Annotated in this window: 15 protein-coding genes; 10 read left to right on the top strand and 5 right to left on the bottom strand. The window is 64.5% G+C overall.

Translation table 11 applies throughout. The features are described from left to right. Nucleotides 1-35 precede the first annotated feature (35 nt). From H7828_RS12265 to H7828_RS12305, 9 genes are all read left to right on the top strand, one after another. A complete protein-coding gene (locus H7828_RS12265) occupies nt 36-1025 on the top strand; it encodes an ABC transporter permease (RefSeq protein ID WP_226781331.1) in 990 nt (329 codons plus the stop codon). A 13-nt stretch (nt 1026-1038) separates the two neighbouring features. After that, the gene (locus H7828_RS12270) at nt 1039-2262 is read left to right on the top strand and encodes an ABC transporter permease (RefSeq protein WP_226781332.1); all 1224 of its coding nucleotides are present in this window, start codon (nt 1039-1041) and stop codon (nt 2260-2262) included. Then, on the top strand, nt 2255-3265 hold the full coding sequence (locus H7828_RS12275; protein WP_226781333.1) for an ABC transporter ATP-binding protein: 1011 nt from the start codon (nt 2255-2257) through the stop codon (nt 3263-3265). Before H7828_RS12270 ends, H7828_RS12275 begins: the two co-directional genes overlap by 8 nt. Beyond that, the gene (locus H7828_RS12280) at nt 3262-4299 is read left to right on the top strand and encodes an ABC transporter ATP-binding protein (RefSeq protein WP_226781334.1); all 1038 of its coding nucleotides are present in this window, start codon (nt 3262-3264) and stop codon (nt 4297-4299) included. The genes H7828_RS12275 and H7828_RS12280 overlap by 4 nt, the downstream gene beginning before the upstream one ends. 41 nt (nt 4300-4340) lie before the next feature. Beyond that, nucleotides 4341-5795 carry an FAD-dependent oxidoreductase gene (locus tag H7828_RS12285; RefSeq protein ID WP_281070735.1) on the top strand — a complete coding sequence of 485 codons (1455 nt, stop codon included), beginning with the start codon at nt 4341-4343 and terminating at the stop codon, nt 5793-5795. 97 nt (nt 5796-5892) lie between these two features. After that, complete coding sequence (ltnD, locus tag H7828_RS12290; RefSeq protein ID WP_226781335.1) at nt 5893-6789, top strand: L-threonate dehydrogenase; 897 nt, start codon at nt 5893-5895, stop codon at nt 6787-6789. Further along, nucleotides 6789-8039: a 3-oxo-tetronate kinase gene (gene otnK, locus H7828_RS12295; protein WP_226781336.1), complete on the top strand. Its 1251-nt coding sequence runs from the start codon at nt 6789-6791 to the stop codon at nt 8037-8039. The genes ltnD and otnK overlap by 1 nt, the downstream gene beginning before the upstream one ends. After that, nucleotides 8036-8683 (top strand): 3-oxo-tetronate 4-phosphate decarboxylase, encoded by a 648-nt coding sequence (gene otnC / locus H7828_RS12300; protein ID WP_226781337.1) that lies wholly within the window; start codon nt 8036-8038, stop codon nt 8681-8683. Before otnK ends, otnC begins: the two co-directional genes overlap by 4 nt. After that, nucleotides 8680-9444: a hydroxypyruvate isomerase family protein gene (locus H7828_RS12305; RefSeq protein ID WP_226781338.1), complete on the top strand. Its 765-nt coding sequence runs from the start codon at nt 8680-8682 to the stop codon at nt 9442-9444. Before otnC ends, H7828_RS12305 begins: the two co-directional genes overlap by 4 nt. 82 nt (nt 9445-9526) lie before the next feature. Here the strand turns inward: H7828_RS12305 and H7828_RS12310 are convergent, their stop codons facing one another. The 4 genes from H7828_RS12310 to H7828_RS12325 are packed head-to-tail and all read right to left on the bottom strand — an operon-like array spanning nt 9527 to nt 13948. Beyond that, nucleotides 9527-10462, bottom strand: coding sequence for a sugar ABC transporter substrate-binding protein (locus H7828_RS12310; RefSeq protein WP_226781339.1), 936 nt, complete (start codon nt 10460-10462; stop codon nt 9527-9529). Nucleotides 10463-10497: 35 nt separating this feature from the next. Next, the gene (locus tag H7828_RS12315; protein WP_226781340.1) at nt 10498-11460 is read right to left on the bottom strand and encodes an ABC transporter permease; all 963 of its coding nucleotides are present in this window, start codon (nt 11458-11460) and stop codon (nt 10498-10500) included. Next, nucleotides 11460-12452: an ABC transporter permease gene (locus H7828_RS12320; RefSeq protein WP_226781341.1), complete on the bottom strand. Its 993-nt coding sequence runs from the start codon at nt 12450-12452 to the stop codon at nt 11460-11462. The genes H7828_RS12315 and H7828_RS12320 overlap by 1 nt, the downstream gene beginning before the upstream one ends. Next, nucleotides 12449-13948 (bottom strand): sugar ABC transporter ATP-binding protein, encoded by a 1500-nt coding sequence (locus H7828_RS12325; RefSeq protein ID WP_226781342.1) that lies wholly within the window; start codon nt 13946-13948, stop codon nt 12449-12451. Before H7828_RS12325 ends, H7828_RS12320 begins: the two co-directional genes overlap by 4 nt. 113 nt (nt 13949-14061) lie before the next feature. Between H7828_RS12325 and H7828_RS12330 the strand changes: the two genes are divergently transcribed. Next, nucleotides 14062-14775, top strand: a complete 714-nt coding sequence (locus H7828_RS12330; protein ID WP_226781343.1) for a GntR family transcriptional regulator — start codon at nt 14062-14064, stop codon at nt 14773-14775. A gap of 55 nt (nt 14776-14830) precedes the next feature. Here H7828_RS12330 and H7828_RS12335 read toward each other — a convergent pair whose 3' ends face one another. Further along, on the bottom strand, nt 14831-16333 hold the full coding sequence (locus H7828_RS12335) for an aldehyde dehydrogenase (NADP(+)) (protein WP_226781344.1): 1503 nt from the start codon (nt 16331-16333) through the stop codon (nt 14831-14833). Nucleotides 16334-16340: the final 7 nt, after the last annotated feature.

Raw genomic sequence — 16340 nt, forward strand, 5'->3', positions numbered from 1 at the left:
GGGGGCGGCTCGGCCCCCCCTGCGAGGAGCGACCCGTGTTCGCCTATATTCTCAAACGGCTGCTCTATACGATCCCGACATTGTTCGCGATCTCGATCATGTCGTTCATCATCATCCAGCTTCCACCCGGCGACTACTTCAGCGTGCTGGCGTCGAAGATGGCCAAGGAAAGCGACACGATCGCCAATACCGCCGCACTTGAGGCGATGGGCGCGCGCTATGGCCTGAACGAACCGCTGTATGTGCAATACTGGAAGTGGATTTCCGGCATCGTCCTGCGCGGCGACTTCGGGCAGTCCTTTGAATACAACCGCCCGGTCAGCGTGCTGTTGTGGGACAGGCTGGGGCTGACGTTCCTGCTGTCGTTCTCGACGCTGATCTTCGTGTGGGCCGTGTCCTTTCCCATCGGTATCTATTCGGCGGTGCGCAAGTATTCGATCGGGGATTACCTGGGCACGTTCATCGGCTTTGTCGGGCTGGCGATCCCGAATTTCCTGATGGCGCTGGTGCTGATGTATGTCTCGTTCAAGTACTTCGGGCGCAGCGTGGGCGGGCTTTTCTCGCCCGAGTTCGTCAATGCCGAGTGGAGTTGGGCGCGGCTGATGGATTTTCTGGCCCACCTGTGGATTCCGGTGATCGTGCTGGGCACCGCCGGGACCGCCGGTCTGATCCGCATCATGCGGGCCAACATGCTGGACGAGATCTATAAACCCTATGTCGTCACCGCGCGGGCCAAGGGGCTTTCCGAAATCCGGCTGTTGTTCAAGTATCCGGTTCGGGTTGCGCTGAACCCGTTCATCAGCACCGTCGGCTGGGTTCTGCCCGAACTGGTGTCCGGCGCGACGATCACGGCCATCGTGCTGTCGTTGCCCACCACCGGCCCGCTGTTGCTGCGATCCCTGATCAGCCAGGACATGTATCTTGCCGGGTCCTTCATCATGATGCTCAGCGTTCTGACCGTTCTGGGCACCCTGATCTCCGACATTCTGCTGGCGTGGCTCGATCCGCGCATCAGGTTCAAATAGAGGCGTCCCCACCATGACCCCGACCAAAACCACATCGGACGTCACCGACAGCCGTGACGCCGGCCTGGCCATTCCTGCCGACGATCCACCCACCAGCCGCCGCCATGACGACCGCGACATCGACCGTGCCGACGATCTTCCGGTGGCGAACGAGGACCGCACGGTTCTGGTTGCCGGTCAGTGGAAGCTGATCTGGTGGAAATTCCGCAAGCACAAGCTGGCCATGCTGGGCGGCATCATCACGCTGTTCATCTACTTCGTGGCAGTCTTCGTTGAGATCCTGGCACCCTTCCCGCCGGATCAATACAATTCGACCTACCCCTACGCCCCGCCGCAATCGTTGCACCTGGGGCAGGTCGAGGGTGAATTCGGTCTTTACGTCAACGGCTATGCCGTGTCGTTCGACCCCGAAACCCTGGCCCGAACATTCGTCATCGACGAAGAGGTCCGCCATCCTGTCAGCCTGTTTGCCAAGGGCGCGCCCTACCGCCTTTGGGGCCTGATCCCGATGGAGCGTCACCTGATTGCCCCCGACGATCCATCGCATCCGATGTATCTGCTGGGCGCCGACCGCCTGGGCCGCGACATGCTCAGCCGTCTGATCCATGGCACCCGGATTTCCATGTCCATCGGCCTGATCGGCGTCGCCATCAGCCTGTTCCTGGGCGTGCTTCTGGGCGGCATCTCGGGCTATTACGGCGGGGCGACCGACAACCTGATCCAGCGGGTCATCGAATTCCTGAACTCGATCCCGAAAATCCCGCTCTGGATGGGCCTTGCGGCGGCGATCCCGCTTAGTCTGCCACCGCTGCACGTCTATTTCCTGATCACGCTGATCCTGTCACTGATCGGCTGGACGGGGCTGGCTCGGGTGGTGCGGGGGCGGTTCTTCTCGCTCAAGACCGAGGATTTCGTCACGGCGGCCCGCCTGGATGGCAACAGCGAGTTGCGCATCATCATGCGCCACATGGTGCCATCCTTCACCAGCCACATCATCGCGTCGATTTCTCTGGCGATCCCGTCGATGATCCTTGCAGAAACCTCGCTCAGCTTCCTGGGCATCGGCCTTCGCCCACCGGTCGTCAGCTGGGGCGTTCTTCTGGAAGAGGCGCAGAACGTGCGTTCCATCGCCCAGGCTCCGTGGCTGTTCTGGCCGGGCGCCGCGGTTGTGGTTGCTGTTCTTGCAATGAATTTCCTTGGCGACGGCCTGAGAGACGCGGCAGATCCCTATGCATGATACAACTCCCCTGATCGAGGTGAATGGCCTCCAGACCCAGTTCTTTACCGACGAAGGCGTTGTGCGTTCGGTCGAGGGGGTCGATTTCACGATCCCCGCCGGCAAGACGCTGTGCGTGGTCGGCGAAAGCGGCTCGGGCAAATCGGTGACGGCCCGCAGCATCCTGCGGATCGAAAACCCCGGCCGGATCGTCGGTGGCGAAATCCTGTACCACAAGGATGGCGAGGTCATCGACCTTGCCAGGATCGGGCCGAAGACGAGGCAGATCCGCCAGATCCGCGGTCGTGACATCGCCATGATCTTCCAGGAACCGATGAGCGCGCTTTCGCCCGTCCACACCATCGGCGATCAGATCGTCGAGGCGCTGACCCTGCATTTCCCGATCTCGAAGGACGAGGCCAAGCGCCGCGCCATCGAGGTTCTGGGACGGGTCGGCATCCCCAAGGCGGCGGACCGGTTTGGCGCCTATACCTTCGAACTGTCGGGCGGGATGCGTCAGCGGGTCTGCATCGCCATGGCCCTGTCCTGTGAGCCCCGCCTGTTGATCGCGGATGAACCGACAACGGCGCTGGATGTGACGACCCAGGCCAACATCCTGGACCTGATCGCCGACCTTCAGAAGGAAACCGGGATGGCGGTGATGTTCATCACCCATGACCTGGGCGTGGTGGCCGAAATCGCAGACGAAGTGGCCGTCATGTATCTGGGCCAGGTGATGGAGCGCGGCGACGTCGACAGCATCTTTCACGACCCGAAACATCCCTACACCCGGGCGCTGCTGGATTCGATCCCGCGGCTGGGCCAGCGCGGTGCCCATCGGCTTGCCTCGATCCGGGGCATGGTGCCGCATCCGTTCGACCGGCCCTCGGGCTGTCCGTTCCATACCCGGTGCGACAGCTACATGCCGGGGCGCTGCAACCGGATCGACCCGCCCGCCGTCAGCTTCGGACCGGGCCGCGAGGCGAAATGTCTGCTTCACACGAAGGAAGAGGGTGTCGCATGACCGTCAAGACCGGCAAAACCCTGATGGAGGTGCGCAATCTGAAGATGCACTTCCCGATCACCAAGGGATTCTTCAAGCGCACCATCGGCCATGTGAAGGCCGTTGACGATGTGTCCTTCGACATCATCGAGGGCGAGACCCTGGGCGTCGTGGGGGAATCGGGCTGCGGCAAGACAACGACGGGCCGTTGCCTGATGCGGATCCTCCAACCCACCTCGGGCGAGATCCTCTATCGCCGTGAAGATGGCGAAGTCGTCGATCTGACCTCACTGTCATCGCGCGACCTGAAGCCCTATCGCCGCGACATCAGGATGATCTTCCAGGACCCGCAGTCGTCGCTGAACCCGCGGATGCCGGTGGTGGAACTGGTGGGCGAGGCCATGCGCCTGAACGGGATCGCCGAGGGAAAAGAGCTGGAGGACCGGGTTGCCGAACTGCTGAAGAAGGTGGGTCTGCGCCCGGAATACATGCGCCGTTTCCCCCATGCGTTTTCGGGCGGCGAACGTCAGAGGATCGGAATCGCCCGCGCCCTGTCGCTGAATCCCCGACTCGTGGTGGCGGACGAGGCGGTATCGGCACTGGACGTTTCGGTGCAGGCGCAGACCCTGAACCTGATGCAGGATCTTCAGGACGAATTCAAACTGACCTATGTGTTTGTCGCCCACGATCTTTCGGTCGTCGAACATATCGCCGACCGGATCGCGGTGATGTATGTCGGCAAGCTGGTCGAGATCTGTTCGACCGAGGCGCTGTTCGACCGCCCGATGCATCCCTATACCGCCGCGCTGCTGTCGGCGGTGCCAAAGCCCGATCCGCGCCTGCGCGGCAAGGGCAGCCGCACCCGCCTGACCGGCGAGGTCGCCGATCCGTCGAACCCGCCGCCGGGCTGCCCGTTCCATCCCCGCTGCAGCTTTGCCACCGATCTTTGCAAAACCGACGTGCCGCCGCTGCGCAGGGTCGAAGACGGCCACATGGCCGCCTGCCACTATGCCGGCGATCTGCCGATAAAGGGCGTCGCCGCGCTTGCCGGCTGACCACCTCATCCGACCGAACCATATCTGAGAAAGGGCCATACATGGCGACCATGACCGAACCCCAACGCGATCTGCCCATTGCAGGTGAATACGATGTTGTCGTCTGCGGCGGGGGCACCGCGGGCGTTCCGGCGGCCATCGCCGCGGCCCGGCAGGGGGCCAAGGTGGCCCTGATCGAACGCTACGGCTTTGTCGGCGGCGTGCCGGCCTATTCCATCATGCCCTGCTGGCATGGTCTGCGCGGCAACCATTCGGGCATCCTGACGGAATTCGTCAACCGCGTGGTCGAATTTGGCCAAGGCCCGAACCCCCTGACCGAACACGATCATATGGAGCCCGAGACGGTCAAGATCATCGGGCTGAAGATGCTGCTGGAAGCGGGCGTCGAAATCCACCTGCACAACTGGCTGGCCGGCGTCATCAAGGAGGGCGACCGCATCGTCGCCGCGGTGACCGAAAGCAAGTCGGGGCGCCGGGCGTTCAAGGCCAAGACCTTCGTGGACGCCACCGGTGACGGCGATCTGTCGGCCTATGCCGGGGCCGGATTCACCAAGGGCGTCGATGGCAAGATGCAGGGGGTTACGCTGCGGTTCCGCATCGGCCATGTCGATTTCGACCGCTACTTCGACTGGGTCGGAGAGAACATGGAGTACTACAAGACGATCTCGACCGCCGAGGACGTCGCCCGCCTGCGCCAGCATTCAAAGGATGGCACCGCGTTCTACCTTGGGGCGGATCTGACGCCGCTTTACAACGAACACCCCGAACGCGACCTGCCCGCCCATACCTATTTCAACTGTTCGTCCATCCGGCCGGGGGAACTGTCGGTGAACTCGACCCGGATCTACGGCATCGACGGCACCATCGAGGAAGACCTGACAAAGGCGGAAATCACCTGCCGGCCCCAGGCCTATGCCATCTGGCAGTTCCTGCGGGATTTCATCCCCGGTTTCGAAAAGTCGATGATGGTCGATGTTCCGGCCCAGGTGGGGGTGCGCGAAACCCGGTCGATCATCGGCGAATACATCCTGAGCGAGGCCGAGTGCCGGGCCAACCAGGAATTCGAGGATTCGATCATGACCGCGCAGATCATGTTCGATGCCCACGACATCGACAGGTATCTTCTTGAGGTCCTGAAAGGCGCCGTGGACATTCCAATCGGATGCTTCCTGCCTAAGGGAACCGAAGGCCTCGTGGTCGTGGGGCGGTGCATCTCGTCCGACCACATCGCCAACAGCGGTATCCGCAAGATGGAAAGCGTGTTCCAGACGGGCCAGGCGGGTGGCACCATCGCTGCCATGGCCGCGCTGAAACAGCAGCCGCTGCGCGATCTGGATGTCACCGAAGTTCGTGACGTTTTGAAGAAAGGCGAATTCAGGGTAAGTCAGGAGAACCGATATCTGCATCAGGACGATGTGATCGGGTTGAAGCGCGAAACCTGGCTGGCCAACCGCAAGCCCAAGAAATGGGCCAATGAGATGTTCAAGGCCGAATGACCCGGCATCGCGCCGGGCCGCCCCGAAGGATGGCCCGGCGTTCGGAAGATCTGCCTGTGTGACGCACCAGCAGACAAACTGGAATTTGGAGGCTGATTTGGCACGAATCGTTGTTGTCGGGCTTGGATCGATGGGCTTGGGCATGGCCCGTGTCCTTGTCGGGGCCGGCCATGAAGTGTTCGGACAGGACATAAGCGCCGAAAGGCTGGACGCCTTCCTTGCGTCCGGCGGCAAGGCGGTGCCCGACAACAGGGCGGATGCCGCGCCGGATGTCATTGTCTGCGTCGTGCTGAACGCGCAACAGACCGAAGAGGTTCTGTTCGATCCCGAAAGTGGCTGGGCCGGGCACATGGCGCCGGGATCGGTCATCGTATCCTGCGCAACCGTTCCCCCGGGCTTCGCCTGCGAAATGGAGGACCGCGCCACCCGGGCGGGGCTGCTTTACCTTGATGCACCGATTTCCGGTGGCGCGGCCAAGGCGGCGAAGGGGGCGCTGTCGGTCATGGCATCGGGAAGCGAGGCCGCGTTTGCCAAGGCGGCCGGGGTGCTGGATGCCGTGGCAGAAACGGTTCACAATCTGGGCCCGAAGGCCGGCATGGGGTCGGCGATGAAATCCGTCAACCAGCTGCTGGCCGGTGTCCACATCGCCGCCATGGGCGAGGCCCTGGCCCTGGCCGTGTCCCAGAACCTGGATCTGCGGCAGGTGGTCGAGGTTGTCTCGGCGTCGGCGGGCACGTCATGGATGTTCGAGAACCGCGCCCCCCACGTTCTGGATGGCGATTATACACCGCGCTCGTCGGTCAGCATCTGGCCAAAGGATCTGGGGATCGTTTCGGATATTGCGGGCGGTGCGGGATTGCCGGTTCCCATGGCGCGTGCCGCGCTGGAACAGTTCAAAGCCGCAGCGATGGCAGGTGATGCACAGGCCGACGATGCAGCCGTGACACGGGTTTACGCCCGGGCGGCCGGTCTTTCCCTGCCAGGAGAAGGCTGATGCTGCTTGGATGTATCGGAGACGATTTCACCGGTTCCAGCGATCTGGGGAACACGCTGACCAAAAGCGGGTTTCACACCGTCCAGTATGTCGGCGTGCCCGGCGAACCGGCCGCGCCGGGGGTCGAGGCGGGGATCGTCGCGCTGAAATCCCGCACGATCCCGGTCAGGGATGCGGTTGAGCAATCGCTGGCCGCACTGGAATGGCTGCGTGCGCAGGGCTGTACGCAGTTCATGTTCAAGTACTGCTCGACCTTCGATTCAACGCCCGAAGGCAATATCGGCCCCGTGTCCGAGGCGCTGGCCCAGGCACTTGGTGCCCGCAAGGTCATCATGTGCCCCGCCTTTCCCGCCGCCGGGCGGTCGATCTGTCAGGGCCATCTCTTTGTGGGCGATCGCCTGCTGAACGAAAGCGGCATGCAGAACCACCCGCTGACGCCCATGGTCGATGCCGATCTGCGCCGTTGGCTGTCGTCCCAGATCGACGGCACCGTCGGCCATCTGCCGATCGAGGTGGTGTTGCAGGGCCCGGCGGCGATCCGCGACCGGCTGACGGCCGAAGATGAGGCCGGGCACCGGCTGATCGTGGCCGATGCGATCCGCGACGACGACCTGTTCGCCCTGGGCAAGGCGGTGCGCGATCTTCCCCTGCTGACCGGCGGATCCGGCATCGCCATGGGGCTGTTCGATAACTTTGCGGAACACATCGACAGGTCCGGACAGGGTGCGGCCTGGAGAGGGCAGGGCGGGCGGGCCGCCATCCTGTCGGGGTCATGTTCGACCGCCACCCAGAACCAGGTCGCCCTGCACCGGCGCGACAATCCCGCGCTGGAAATCACCGCCGCCGATGTGATGGCGGGCCGCATGACCGGTCAGACCATCGCCGATTGGGCCATGGCCCAGCCGGGTCTGCCCATCGCCTATTCCACTGCCGATGCCCAAGCCGTCGCCAGCGCCCAGACCGCGTACGGGAAGGACGCAGTCGCCCACCGGATGGAGCAGGTCTTTGCCGAGGCTGCAAAGGCGCTGGTTGCGGCGGGCGTGACCCGGCTGATCACGGCGGGTGGCGAAACCTCGGGGGCGGTGGTCGAGGCGCTGGCCCCCGGATCGCTTGCCATCGGCCCCGAGATCGACCCGGGCGTGCCCATGGTGCGGGCCAGCGAAACCCTGGTGCTGGCCCTGAAGTCGGGCAACTTCGGCGCACCCGATTTCTTTGCCAAGGCCGCAGCCATGATGGACACCCAACCATGAGCGATGCCCGCCTGCGCGAGGATATCTGTTACTGGGCGCAGTCGATGTTCGCGCGGGGCCTTACCGGGGGCGCTTCGGGCAATATATCGGTGCGCACCGAAGATGGCGGGCTTCTGGTCACGCCGACGGGCTCGTCCTTCGGGCGGCTCGATCCGGCCCGGCTAAGCCGGTTCGACGAGCGTGGCCAACTGATTTCGGGCGATGCCCCCACCAAGGAAATGCCTCTTCATACCGCCTTTTACGAAACGCGGTCTTCGGCCGGCGCCGTGGTGCATCTGCATTCTACCCATTCGGTGGCCCTGTCGATGCTGCCCGACACCAACCCCGACGATATGGTGCCGCCGCTGACGGCCTATTCGGTGATGCGGCTGGGGCGGGTCAAGCTCTTGCCCTACTTCCGGCCCGGCGACGCGGCGATGGGGGATGCGGTGCGCAGTCTGGCGGGGCGGCGTTCGGCGGTGGTTCTGGCCAATCACGGACCGGTGGTGGCGGGCAAGGATCTTGAAGCGGCGGTTTTTGCCATGGAAGAGCTGGAAGAAACCTCGAAGCTGGCATTGCTGACACGGGGGCACAGCCCCATCGGTCTCACCGATCCACAGATCCGTGACATCGTACAACATTTCAAACTGGACTGGGACGCATGAATTTTTCCGCCAACCTTGGTTTTCTGTTCACCGAGCTGACACTTCCCGAGGCGATCCGCGCCGCAAAGACGGCGGGGTTTGCCGCGGTTGAATGCCACTTTCCCTACGATGTACCGCCCGCCGACGTGAAGGCGGCACTTGATGAAACCGGCCTGCCGATGCTGGGGCTGAACACACGGCCCGGCGACACGGCCAGCGGCGATTTCGGGCTGGCGGCCCTGCCGTCGCGCCGCGACGAGGCGCGTCAGGCCATCGAACAGGCCGTCGCGTACGGGGCGGCCATCGGGGCGCGGAATGTCCATGTCATGGCTGGCAAGATCGGTGTCGCGGGCGAAGCCACCTTTCATGAAAACCTGGCCTTCGCCTGTGATCTGGCGGCAGGCCATGACATCGGCATTCTGATCGAACCGATCAATCAGCGCGATGCGCCCGGCTATCACCTGTCACGGGTCGAACAAGCCGCTGATGTGATCGCCGCCGTCGGCAAGCCGAACCTGCGGATGATGTTCGACTGTTATCATACACAGATCATGCAGGGCGATCTGACCCGCCGGATCGAAAGGCACCTGCCGCTGGTCGGGCATATCCAGATTGCTGCGGTGCCGGACCGGGGCGAACCCAATGAGGGCGAGGTGAACTTTCCCGCGCTGCTGAACAGCATCCGCGCGCTGGGGTATACCGCGCCCATCGGGGCCGAGTACAGGCCGCGTTCGGGCAACACGCACGACGGGTTGGGCTGGCTGACGGCCTATCGGCCTTAGCGAAGACACCGCGCCACGGTCTGCATGACATGAAAAAGCCCGGCCTTTCGGCCGGGCTTTTCCTGCTTGGGGTCTGATCCGATCAGAATGCGGGTTCCACGTCTTCGACGTTTTCCTTGGTCACGACGGTCAGCGGGATCGGCAGGCGGGCGTCCACCTCTTTGCCGTCCAGGATATTGGCCATGGTTTCGATGGCCAGCTTGCCGTCTTCCACCGGCGATTGCACGATGGTCGAATACATCTCGCCCGAGCGGATGGAATCGAAGGCGTCGCGCTGGCCGTTGATGCCTACGATCGGCGGCGTGGGCTTGTCGCCGTGGGCCTCTTTCCAGGCGTCGATGAAGCCGCGGGCCATGGTGTCGTCGTTGGCATAGACGCCCATGATCTTGTCTCCGAAGCGGGTGATCAGGTCGCGGCTGGCCACCAGCGCCTTCTGCTGGTCGAAATCGGCGTTGACGGTGTCGAGGATCTCGATCTTGCTGTCCAGTTCCTTCAGCCGGTCGACGAACCCGCCCACGCGCCCGATGGTGGTGCCATTGCCGGCCTGACCGGCAATCACGATCACCGAGCCTTCGCCGTTCATCGCATCGCTGAGCGAGTCGGCCGCCAGCGCGCCCTCTTCATAGACATCTGGGCCGGTGAACGACTTGATGAACTCGTTGGCCTGCTCGCTCATGGGCGAGTTGATGAGGATCGACGGGATGCCGGCCGCCTGGGCGCGAGCCAAGCCGGGGATATAGGCCTGCGGGTCGAGCGGCCAGAGGATGATGCCGTCGGCCTTGCGGGCGATGCAGGTGTTCAGCTGCTCGGTGCCGGTCTGCACGTCGAAGTTCTGGCTGAGGGTCAGAACCTCAAGCCCCAGTTCGTCGGCGCGGGCCGACAGCGCCTCGTTGGCCGGGGTGGCATAGGCGTGGGCATCGGCGGCCGTGACATAGCAGACGGTCTTTGCCTCTGCGGTGCCGACGGCGGCCATCAGCGCAAGCGCGCTGACCAATGATGTGGTGATCCGATGTGCCATGTTATTCCTCCTGTTGATGGCGACGATTTTGATGTTCACGGGGCGGGCGCGCCAGCGCTGTGGGCGCGCGTGCGCGGTTTGACTGTGCGGTCAAGGACCACCAGCAGGATCAGGATGAACCCGGCGACGACCTGCTGGAAATAGGCGGGAACGGATGAGAACTCCATCGCCGTGGTCAGCGAGGCGATGGTCAGAACACCGCCCAGCGTGCCAAGCGCCGATCCGCGCCCACCCTCAAGCCGGGTGCCGCCGACGACGACCGCGGCGATGACCATGACCGTCAGTTCCGACCCGAAGACCGGCGATCCGGTGTTCGTGGCAAGGCTTTGTAACACGCCCGCGACGCCCGCCATGGTGCTGGCAAAGATGAACCCGGCCGCCATGGTCCAGCCGACGGAAATGCCGCTGGCCTCGGCCGCGGGGGCGCTGGACCCGACGGCGAAAAGGTTGCGCCCGGCGACCGCGCGGGTCAGCCAGATATGCAGCAGGACGATGCCGACAAGGAACATCGCGCTGCGCACGGTGAAGAGGTTGAGATAGATCTTCGCCAGCGTGATCGAGAACATGATGTCGGTGCCCGCCACCGGCTGACTGTCGGTCAGCCAATGGGCGATCGAGCGGAAGATCAGCATGGTGGCCAGCGTTGCCACCAGCGCGTTGACCTTGAAGACCACCGACAAAAGCGCGTTGAAGGCGCCACAGGCGGCCCCTGCCAGAACGCCCACCACCGCCGCCGGGCCAAGGCCAAGGCTGGGTTGCAGTGTAACGGCGACGATCCCCGACAGGGCAAAGACCGAGCCGACCGACAGGTCGATCTGGCCGGCGATCAGAAGCACGGTCAGCCCGATGGCGATCAGCCCGATGGTCGAGGCGCGGTCAAGCCCGAGGCTGAGCGTGGTGAGGCCGAAGAAACCCGGCACCAGGGCCGAGGCGACGATGATCGTCAGCCCCAGGATGATCCCCACACGGTAGCGGACGAATTGCGACAGAAGATCCATTACGCCACCCCCCGGCGGCGCAGGGCCACATCGGCGGCCACCGCCACGGCGATCAGCAGCCCCAGAACGAAGCCCTGGGTGGGGGTGCGTACGCCCTCAAGAACCATCACGTTGGTCAGGACCGATACGAAGATCAGCCCGACAATCGCGCGCGGCACCGAACCAAAGCCCCCCATGATCGACACGCCGCCCACGACAACGGCGGTGATGGCGCTGAACTCGTATCCCGTGCCCACCAGCGGGCGCGCGCTTTGCAGGGTCAGGCCCAGCAGGCCGCCGCTCAGCCCCGCGCAGAGGCCGGTGATCACGAAGGCGCCCGCCTTGACGGCCCGCACCGGAACGGCGCTGGCCTTGGCGGCGTTGGCATTGCTTCCGGTGGCAAAGGTCCAGCGGCCCCAGGTGGTGCGCCCCAGGACGAAATGCCCGACCAGTGTGACCACAAGGAAGATCAGCACGATGGTCGGTATGCCGAAGACCCGGCTTTTCACGAAATCGGCCGAGGCCGGGTTGGTGCCATAGACGATCACGCCCCCCACGGCGGCCTGAACGATGCCCAGAACGATGGTGCCGACGCCAAGGGTGGCGATGATCGGGTTGATGCCGACATAGCCCACCAGAAGCCCGCTGATCAGCCCGCAGAACCCCGCCAGCGCGATGGCCAGCGCAAAGGCGGGCACAGCACCGATGCTGGGCTGCAACGCCAGCGAAAGGATCGCCCCGCAGGCGATGGTGGCAGGCACCGAAAGATCGGCCAGCCCGCCGACCACCAGAACGAATGTCATGCCCACCACGACGATTCCGACGATGGCCATCGAGGTGAGGATGTTCACCATGTTGCCGGTGGTGAAGAACACCGGACTGCTGAGCGCGCCGTAAAGGATCACCACGAGGATCGCGAGGCCAAGCCCGGCCTTTGACAGCAGCTCGAGCATGGCCGAGTTGCGTTGAAAGCGGCTGCCGGTTCCCTGTGCCGGTTCGCTCGCACTGCTCATGCTGTCTCCTCACCTGTTGCAAGTGCCATGATGCGTTCCTCGCTGAGTTCGGCGCGGTCCAGCGGCGGCGAGGCATGGCCGTCGCGCATGACGACGACCCGGTCGCAGACGCCCAGCACCTCGGGCAGTTCCGATGAGATCATGACCACGGCCATGCCCTGGGCCACCAGTTCGCCGATGATGCGGTGGATTTCGGCCTTGGCGCCCACGTCGACGCCGCGGGTGGGTTCATCGAGTATCAGGACCGACGGATTGGCGGCCAGCCATTTCGACAGAACTGCCTTCTGTTGGTTGCCCCCCGACAGAAGGTTGATGCGCCGTTCCGGGTCGGGCGGCGCGATGCCCAGATCGGCGGCATATTTCGCCGCCAGCGCCTTGTCGGCCTTCAGGCTGACATAGCCCAAGCGCGACAGGTGTTTCAGAACCGGCAGGCTGATGTTTTCGCGCACCGACATGGCGGGCACGATACCTTCGCCCTTCCGGTCTTCGGGGACATAGACGATTCCGGCTTCCACCGCCGCAGCGGGCGAAGTGATGGTCACCGCCTTGCCGTTGATTTCCAGCGTGCCCTTCGCCACGGGCAGCAGGCCGAAGATGGCCTTGGCCACCTCGGTGCGCCCGGCACCCACAAGGCCGGTCAGGCCGAGGATTTCACCGGCCCGCACATCAAAACTGACGTTGTCGAAGCTGTCGCCATCGCCCAGCCCCGTGACCTTCATCACCGGCGCGCCGATTTCCGACTGGACCTTGGGAAAGACGTTCGCCACCTCGCGCCCCACCATGAGGCGGATCATCTCGGCGGCGGTGATGCCTTCGGCGGGGCGGGTCTCGATCATGGCGCCGTCGCGCAGGATGGTGACGTCGTCGGCGATGTCCAGCACCTCTTTCAGGCGGTGGCTGATATAGATGATGGCGATTCCCGCCGCCTTCATCTTGCCCAGGATGCGGAACAGGGCGGCCGCCTCGTGTTCGCTGAGGCTGGAGGTGGGTTCGTCCAGAACGATGATGCGCGGCGAAGCGGCATAGGCCTTGGCGATCTCCACCAGTTGCTGCTGGCTGATAGACAGGTCGCCAAGCCGCGCGGCGGGGTCGATGGTGGCGCCGATCTCCGACAGGATTGCCCGCGCGCCGCTGATCATCGCGGCACGGTTCGCCAGGCCAAGCCGGCGCGGCATCCGGCCCAGATAGACGTTTTCGGCAACGCTCAGGTCAGGGGCAAGGTTCAGTTCCTGGTGCACCATGCGGATGCCGTGGCGTTGGGCGTCGGCGGGCTTGCGCATCCGCACCTCGGTGCCCGCGATCTCGGTCGTGCCGCTGGTGGGAAGGTAGATGCCGCTGAGAATCTTCATCAGCGTCGACTTTCCGGCGCCGTTTTCGCCGACGATGGCATGGACGCGGCCGTAGTCGACCTGGAAGTTCACATCCGACAGCGCCTTGACCCCCGGAAACGTCTTGGTGATGCCCCGCATCCTGAGGGCGGTCGTCTGGTCTTTCACGAAATCCCCCCGGCGTCACGCCGTCCTCGCCTTCATTTCCGCTTGGTGTTACACTAATATAATGCCAAGTCAACTCGGGGAGGCAGGCTCCCCGCTGAACAGGATCAAGCGTCATGCCGCCAAGACCGGAAGCCTCGGGCGATCAATCCACCCTGAACGGATACCTCTCGGGAGTCAGCCTGAACCGGGCGGTGCCATTGCGCGATCAGATCTATCTTCTGGTGCGCCGGGCGATCATTACCGGCAAACTGGCCCCCGGCGCCCCGATCAACGAGGTCGAGATCGCGGCGAAACTGGGAACGTCCCGCACGCCGGTGCGCGAGGCGGTGAAGAAGGTCAGCGACGAAGGGCTGGTGAATGTCTTTGCGCAGAACGGCACCTTCGTGGCCGAGATCAAGCGCAACCAGGTGGAAGAGGCCTATATCATCCGCATCGCCCTGGAGCTTGAAAGCATTCGCCGCGCGGCCAGCGTCATCACCCCCGAACAGATACAGGATCTGGAAGACATCGTTCATGCCCACGAGGTGGCCTTCAACCGCGCCCGTTTCGACGAGGCAATCCTGCGCGATGACGATTTTCACCGCTATATCGCCGAGGTGAACGATCTGGCGATGCTGTGGAAGGTGGTGGATGTGTCGAAGGCGCAGATGGACCGTTGCCGCCTTCTGACCCTGCCCTCAGAGGGGGCGGCGCAACAGACCATCGCCCAGCACCGGATCATTCTCGAAGCGCTGCGGCGAAACGATGTGGCGGCTTCGACGGCGGCCCTTCAGACCCACCTGGAAACCTCGCTGCACAACACACAGACCTATCTGAACAGCCTGTGATCGGTTGCCCCCGCGCCCCGTAAGGCGGGCGCAGGGGCGGTTCGTTTCCGCGCGATCAGTCGAGATCGGGGATCAGCGCGGTCGGGATGTTCTGATAGCAGACCGGGCGCAGGAAGCGGCGGATCGCCAGCGTGCCCACCGACGTGGCGCCGAAGTTGGTCGAGGCGGGGTAGGGCCCGCCATGCACCATGGCATCGCATACCTCGACCCCGGTGGGGAAGCCGTTGGCCAGAACCCGGCCCGCCTTGCGTTCCAGCAGGGGCATCAGGCCCGAGGCGATGTCGTGATCGGCCTCGTCCATCTGCAGGGTCAGGGTCAGCTGGCCCTCAAGACCGCGGGCGATCTCCTCGGCCTGGGCGGCGTCCTTCACCAGCACGACAAGGCCAAGAGGGCCGAAGACCTCGTGATGCAGATCGGGGTTGGCCAGCCAGTCGTCGCCCGAAACGGTGAACAGGTAAGGGGCGGCGGTGCGGTCGGTGGTGGCGGTGCCGGCCTTCTGTTCGGTCTTGCCGTTGTCGGCGATCTGCGCGGCACCCTTGCGATAGGCATCGGCCATGCCGTCGGTCAGCATGGTCTGGGGGGCGACCTCGGCCAGGGCCTCGACCGTGGCGGCAATGAAGGCATCGGCCTGGGGTCCGGCCTGCACCACGGCGACGCCGGGGTTGGTGCAGAACTGACCGGCACCCATGGTCAGCGACCCGGCCCAGCCCTTGCCGATCTCGGCTGCGCGGTTTTCCAGCGCGGCGGGCAGCACGAACATCGGGTTGACCGACCCCAGTTCGCCGAAGAACGGAATCGGGTTGGGGCGCTGTGCGCACAGATCGAACAGCGCGCGACCCCCACCCAGCGACCCGGTGAACCCGACGGCCGAAATCAGCGGATGAGTGACAAGGGCGGTGCCCACGTCACGCTTGCCGCCCTGCACCAGGCTGAACACGCCTTCGTGCAGGCCACAGGTCTTGCGGGCGGCGTCGATGGCCTGGGCCACCAGTTCGCCGGTGCCGGGATGGGCCGAGTGGCCCTTGACCACGACGGGGCAACCGGCGGCCAGTGCGCTGGCGGTGTCGCCACCGCCCACCGAGAAGGCCAGCGGGAAGTTCGACGCACCGAAAACCGCGACCGGGCCGATGGGCCGCTGCACCATCCGCAGGTCGGGGCGGGGCAGGGGGGCGCGGTCGGGCAGGGCGGCATCGTGGCGGCGATCAAGGTAGTCGCCCTTTTCGATGTGATCGGCGAACAGTTTCAGCTGGCCGGTGGTGCGGCCGCGTTCGCCCACAAGGCGCCCTTCCGGCAGGCCGGATTCCTGTGTGCCCAACTCGGTGATCTCATCACCGCGGGCGTCGATTTCCTTGGCGATCTCGCGCAGGAAGGCGGCGCGTTCGGCGCGGGTGGTGGCGCTGTAGCTGGCAAAGGCTTCTTCGGCGGCCTTGACCGCGGCATCCACCAGGTCAGGGGTGCCGACGGCGAAGTCACGGGCCGGGCCGTGGGCGGGTTCCGAGGAGAAGGTCGTGTTGCCGTCGCGCCATTCGCCCGCGATCAGGTGTTTTCCAGTCAGCATGATAGTC

It is taken from the genome of Oceaniglobus trochenteri, assembly GCF_020529025.1.
Classification (GTDB): Bacteria; Pseudomonadota; Alphaproteobacteria; order Rhodobacterales; family Rhodobacteraceae; genus Oceaniglobus; species Oceaniglobus trochenteri.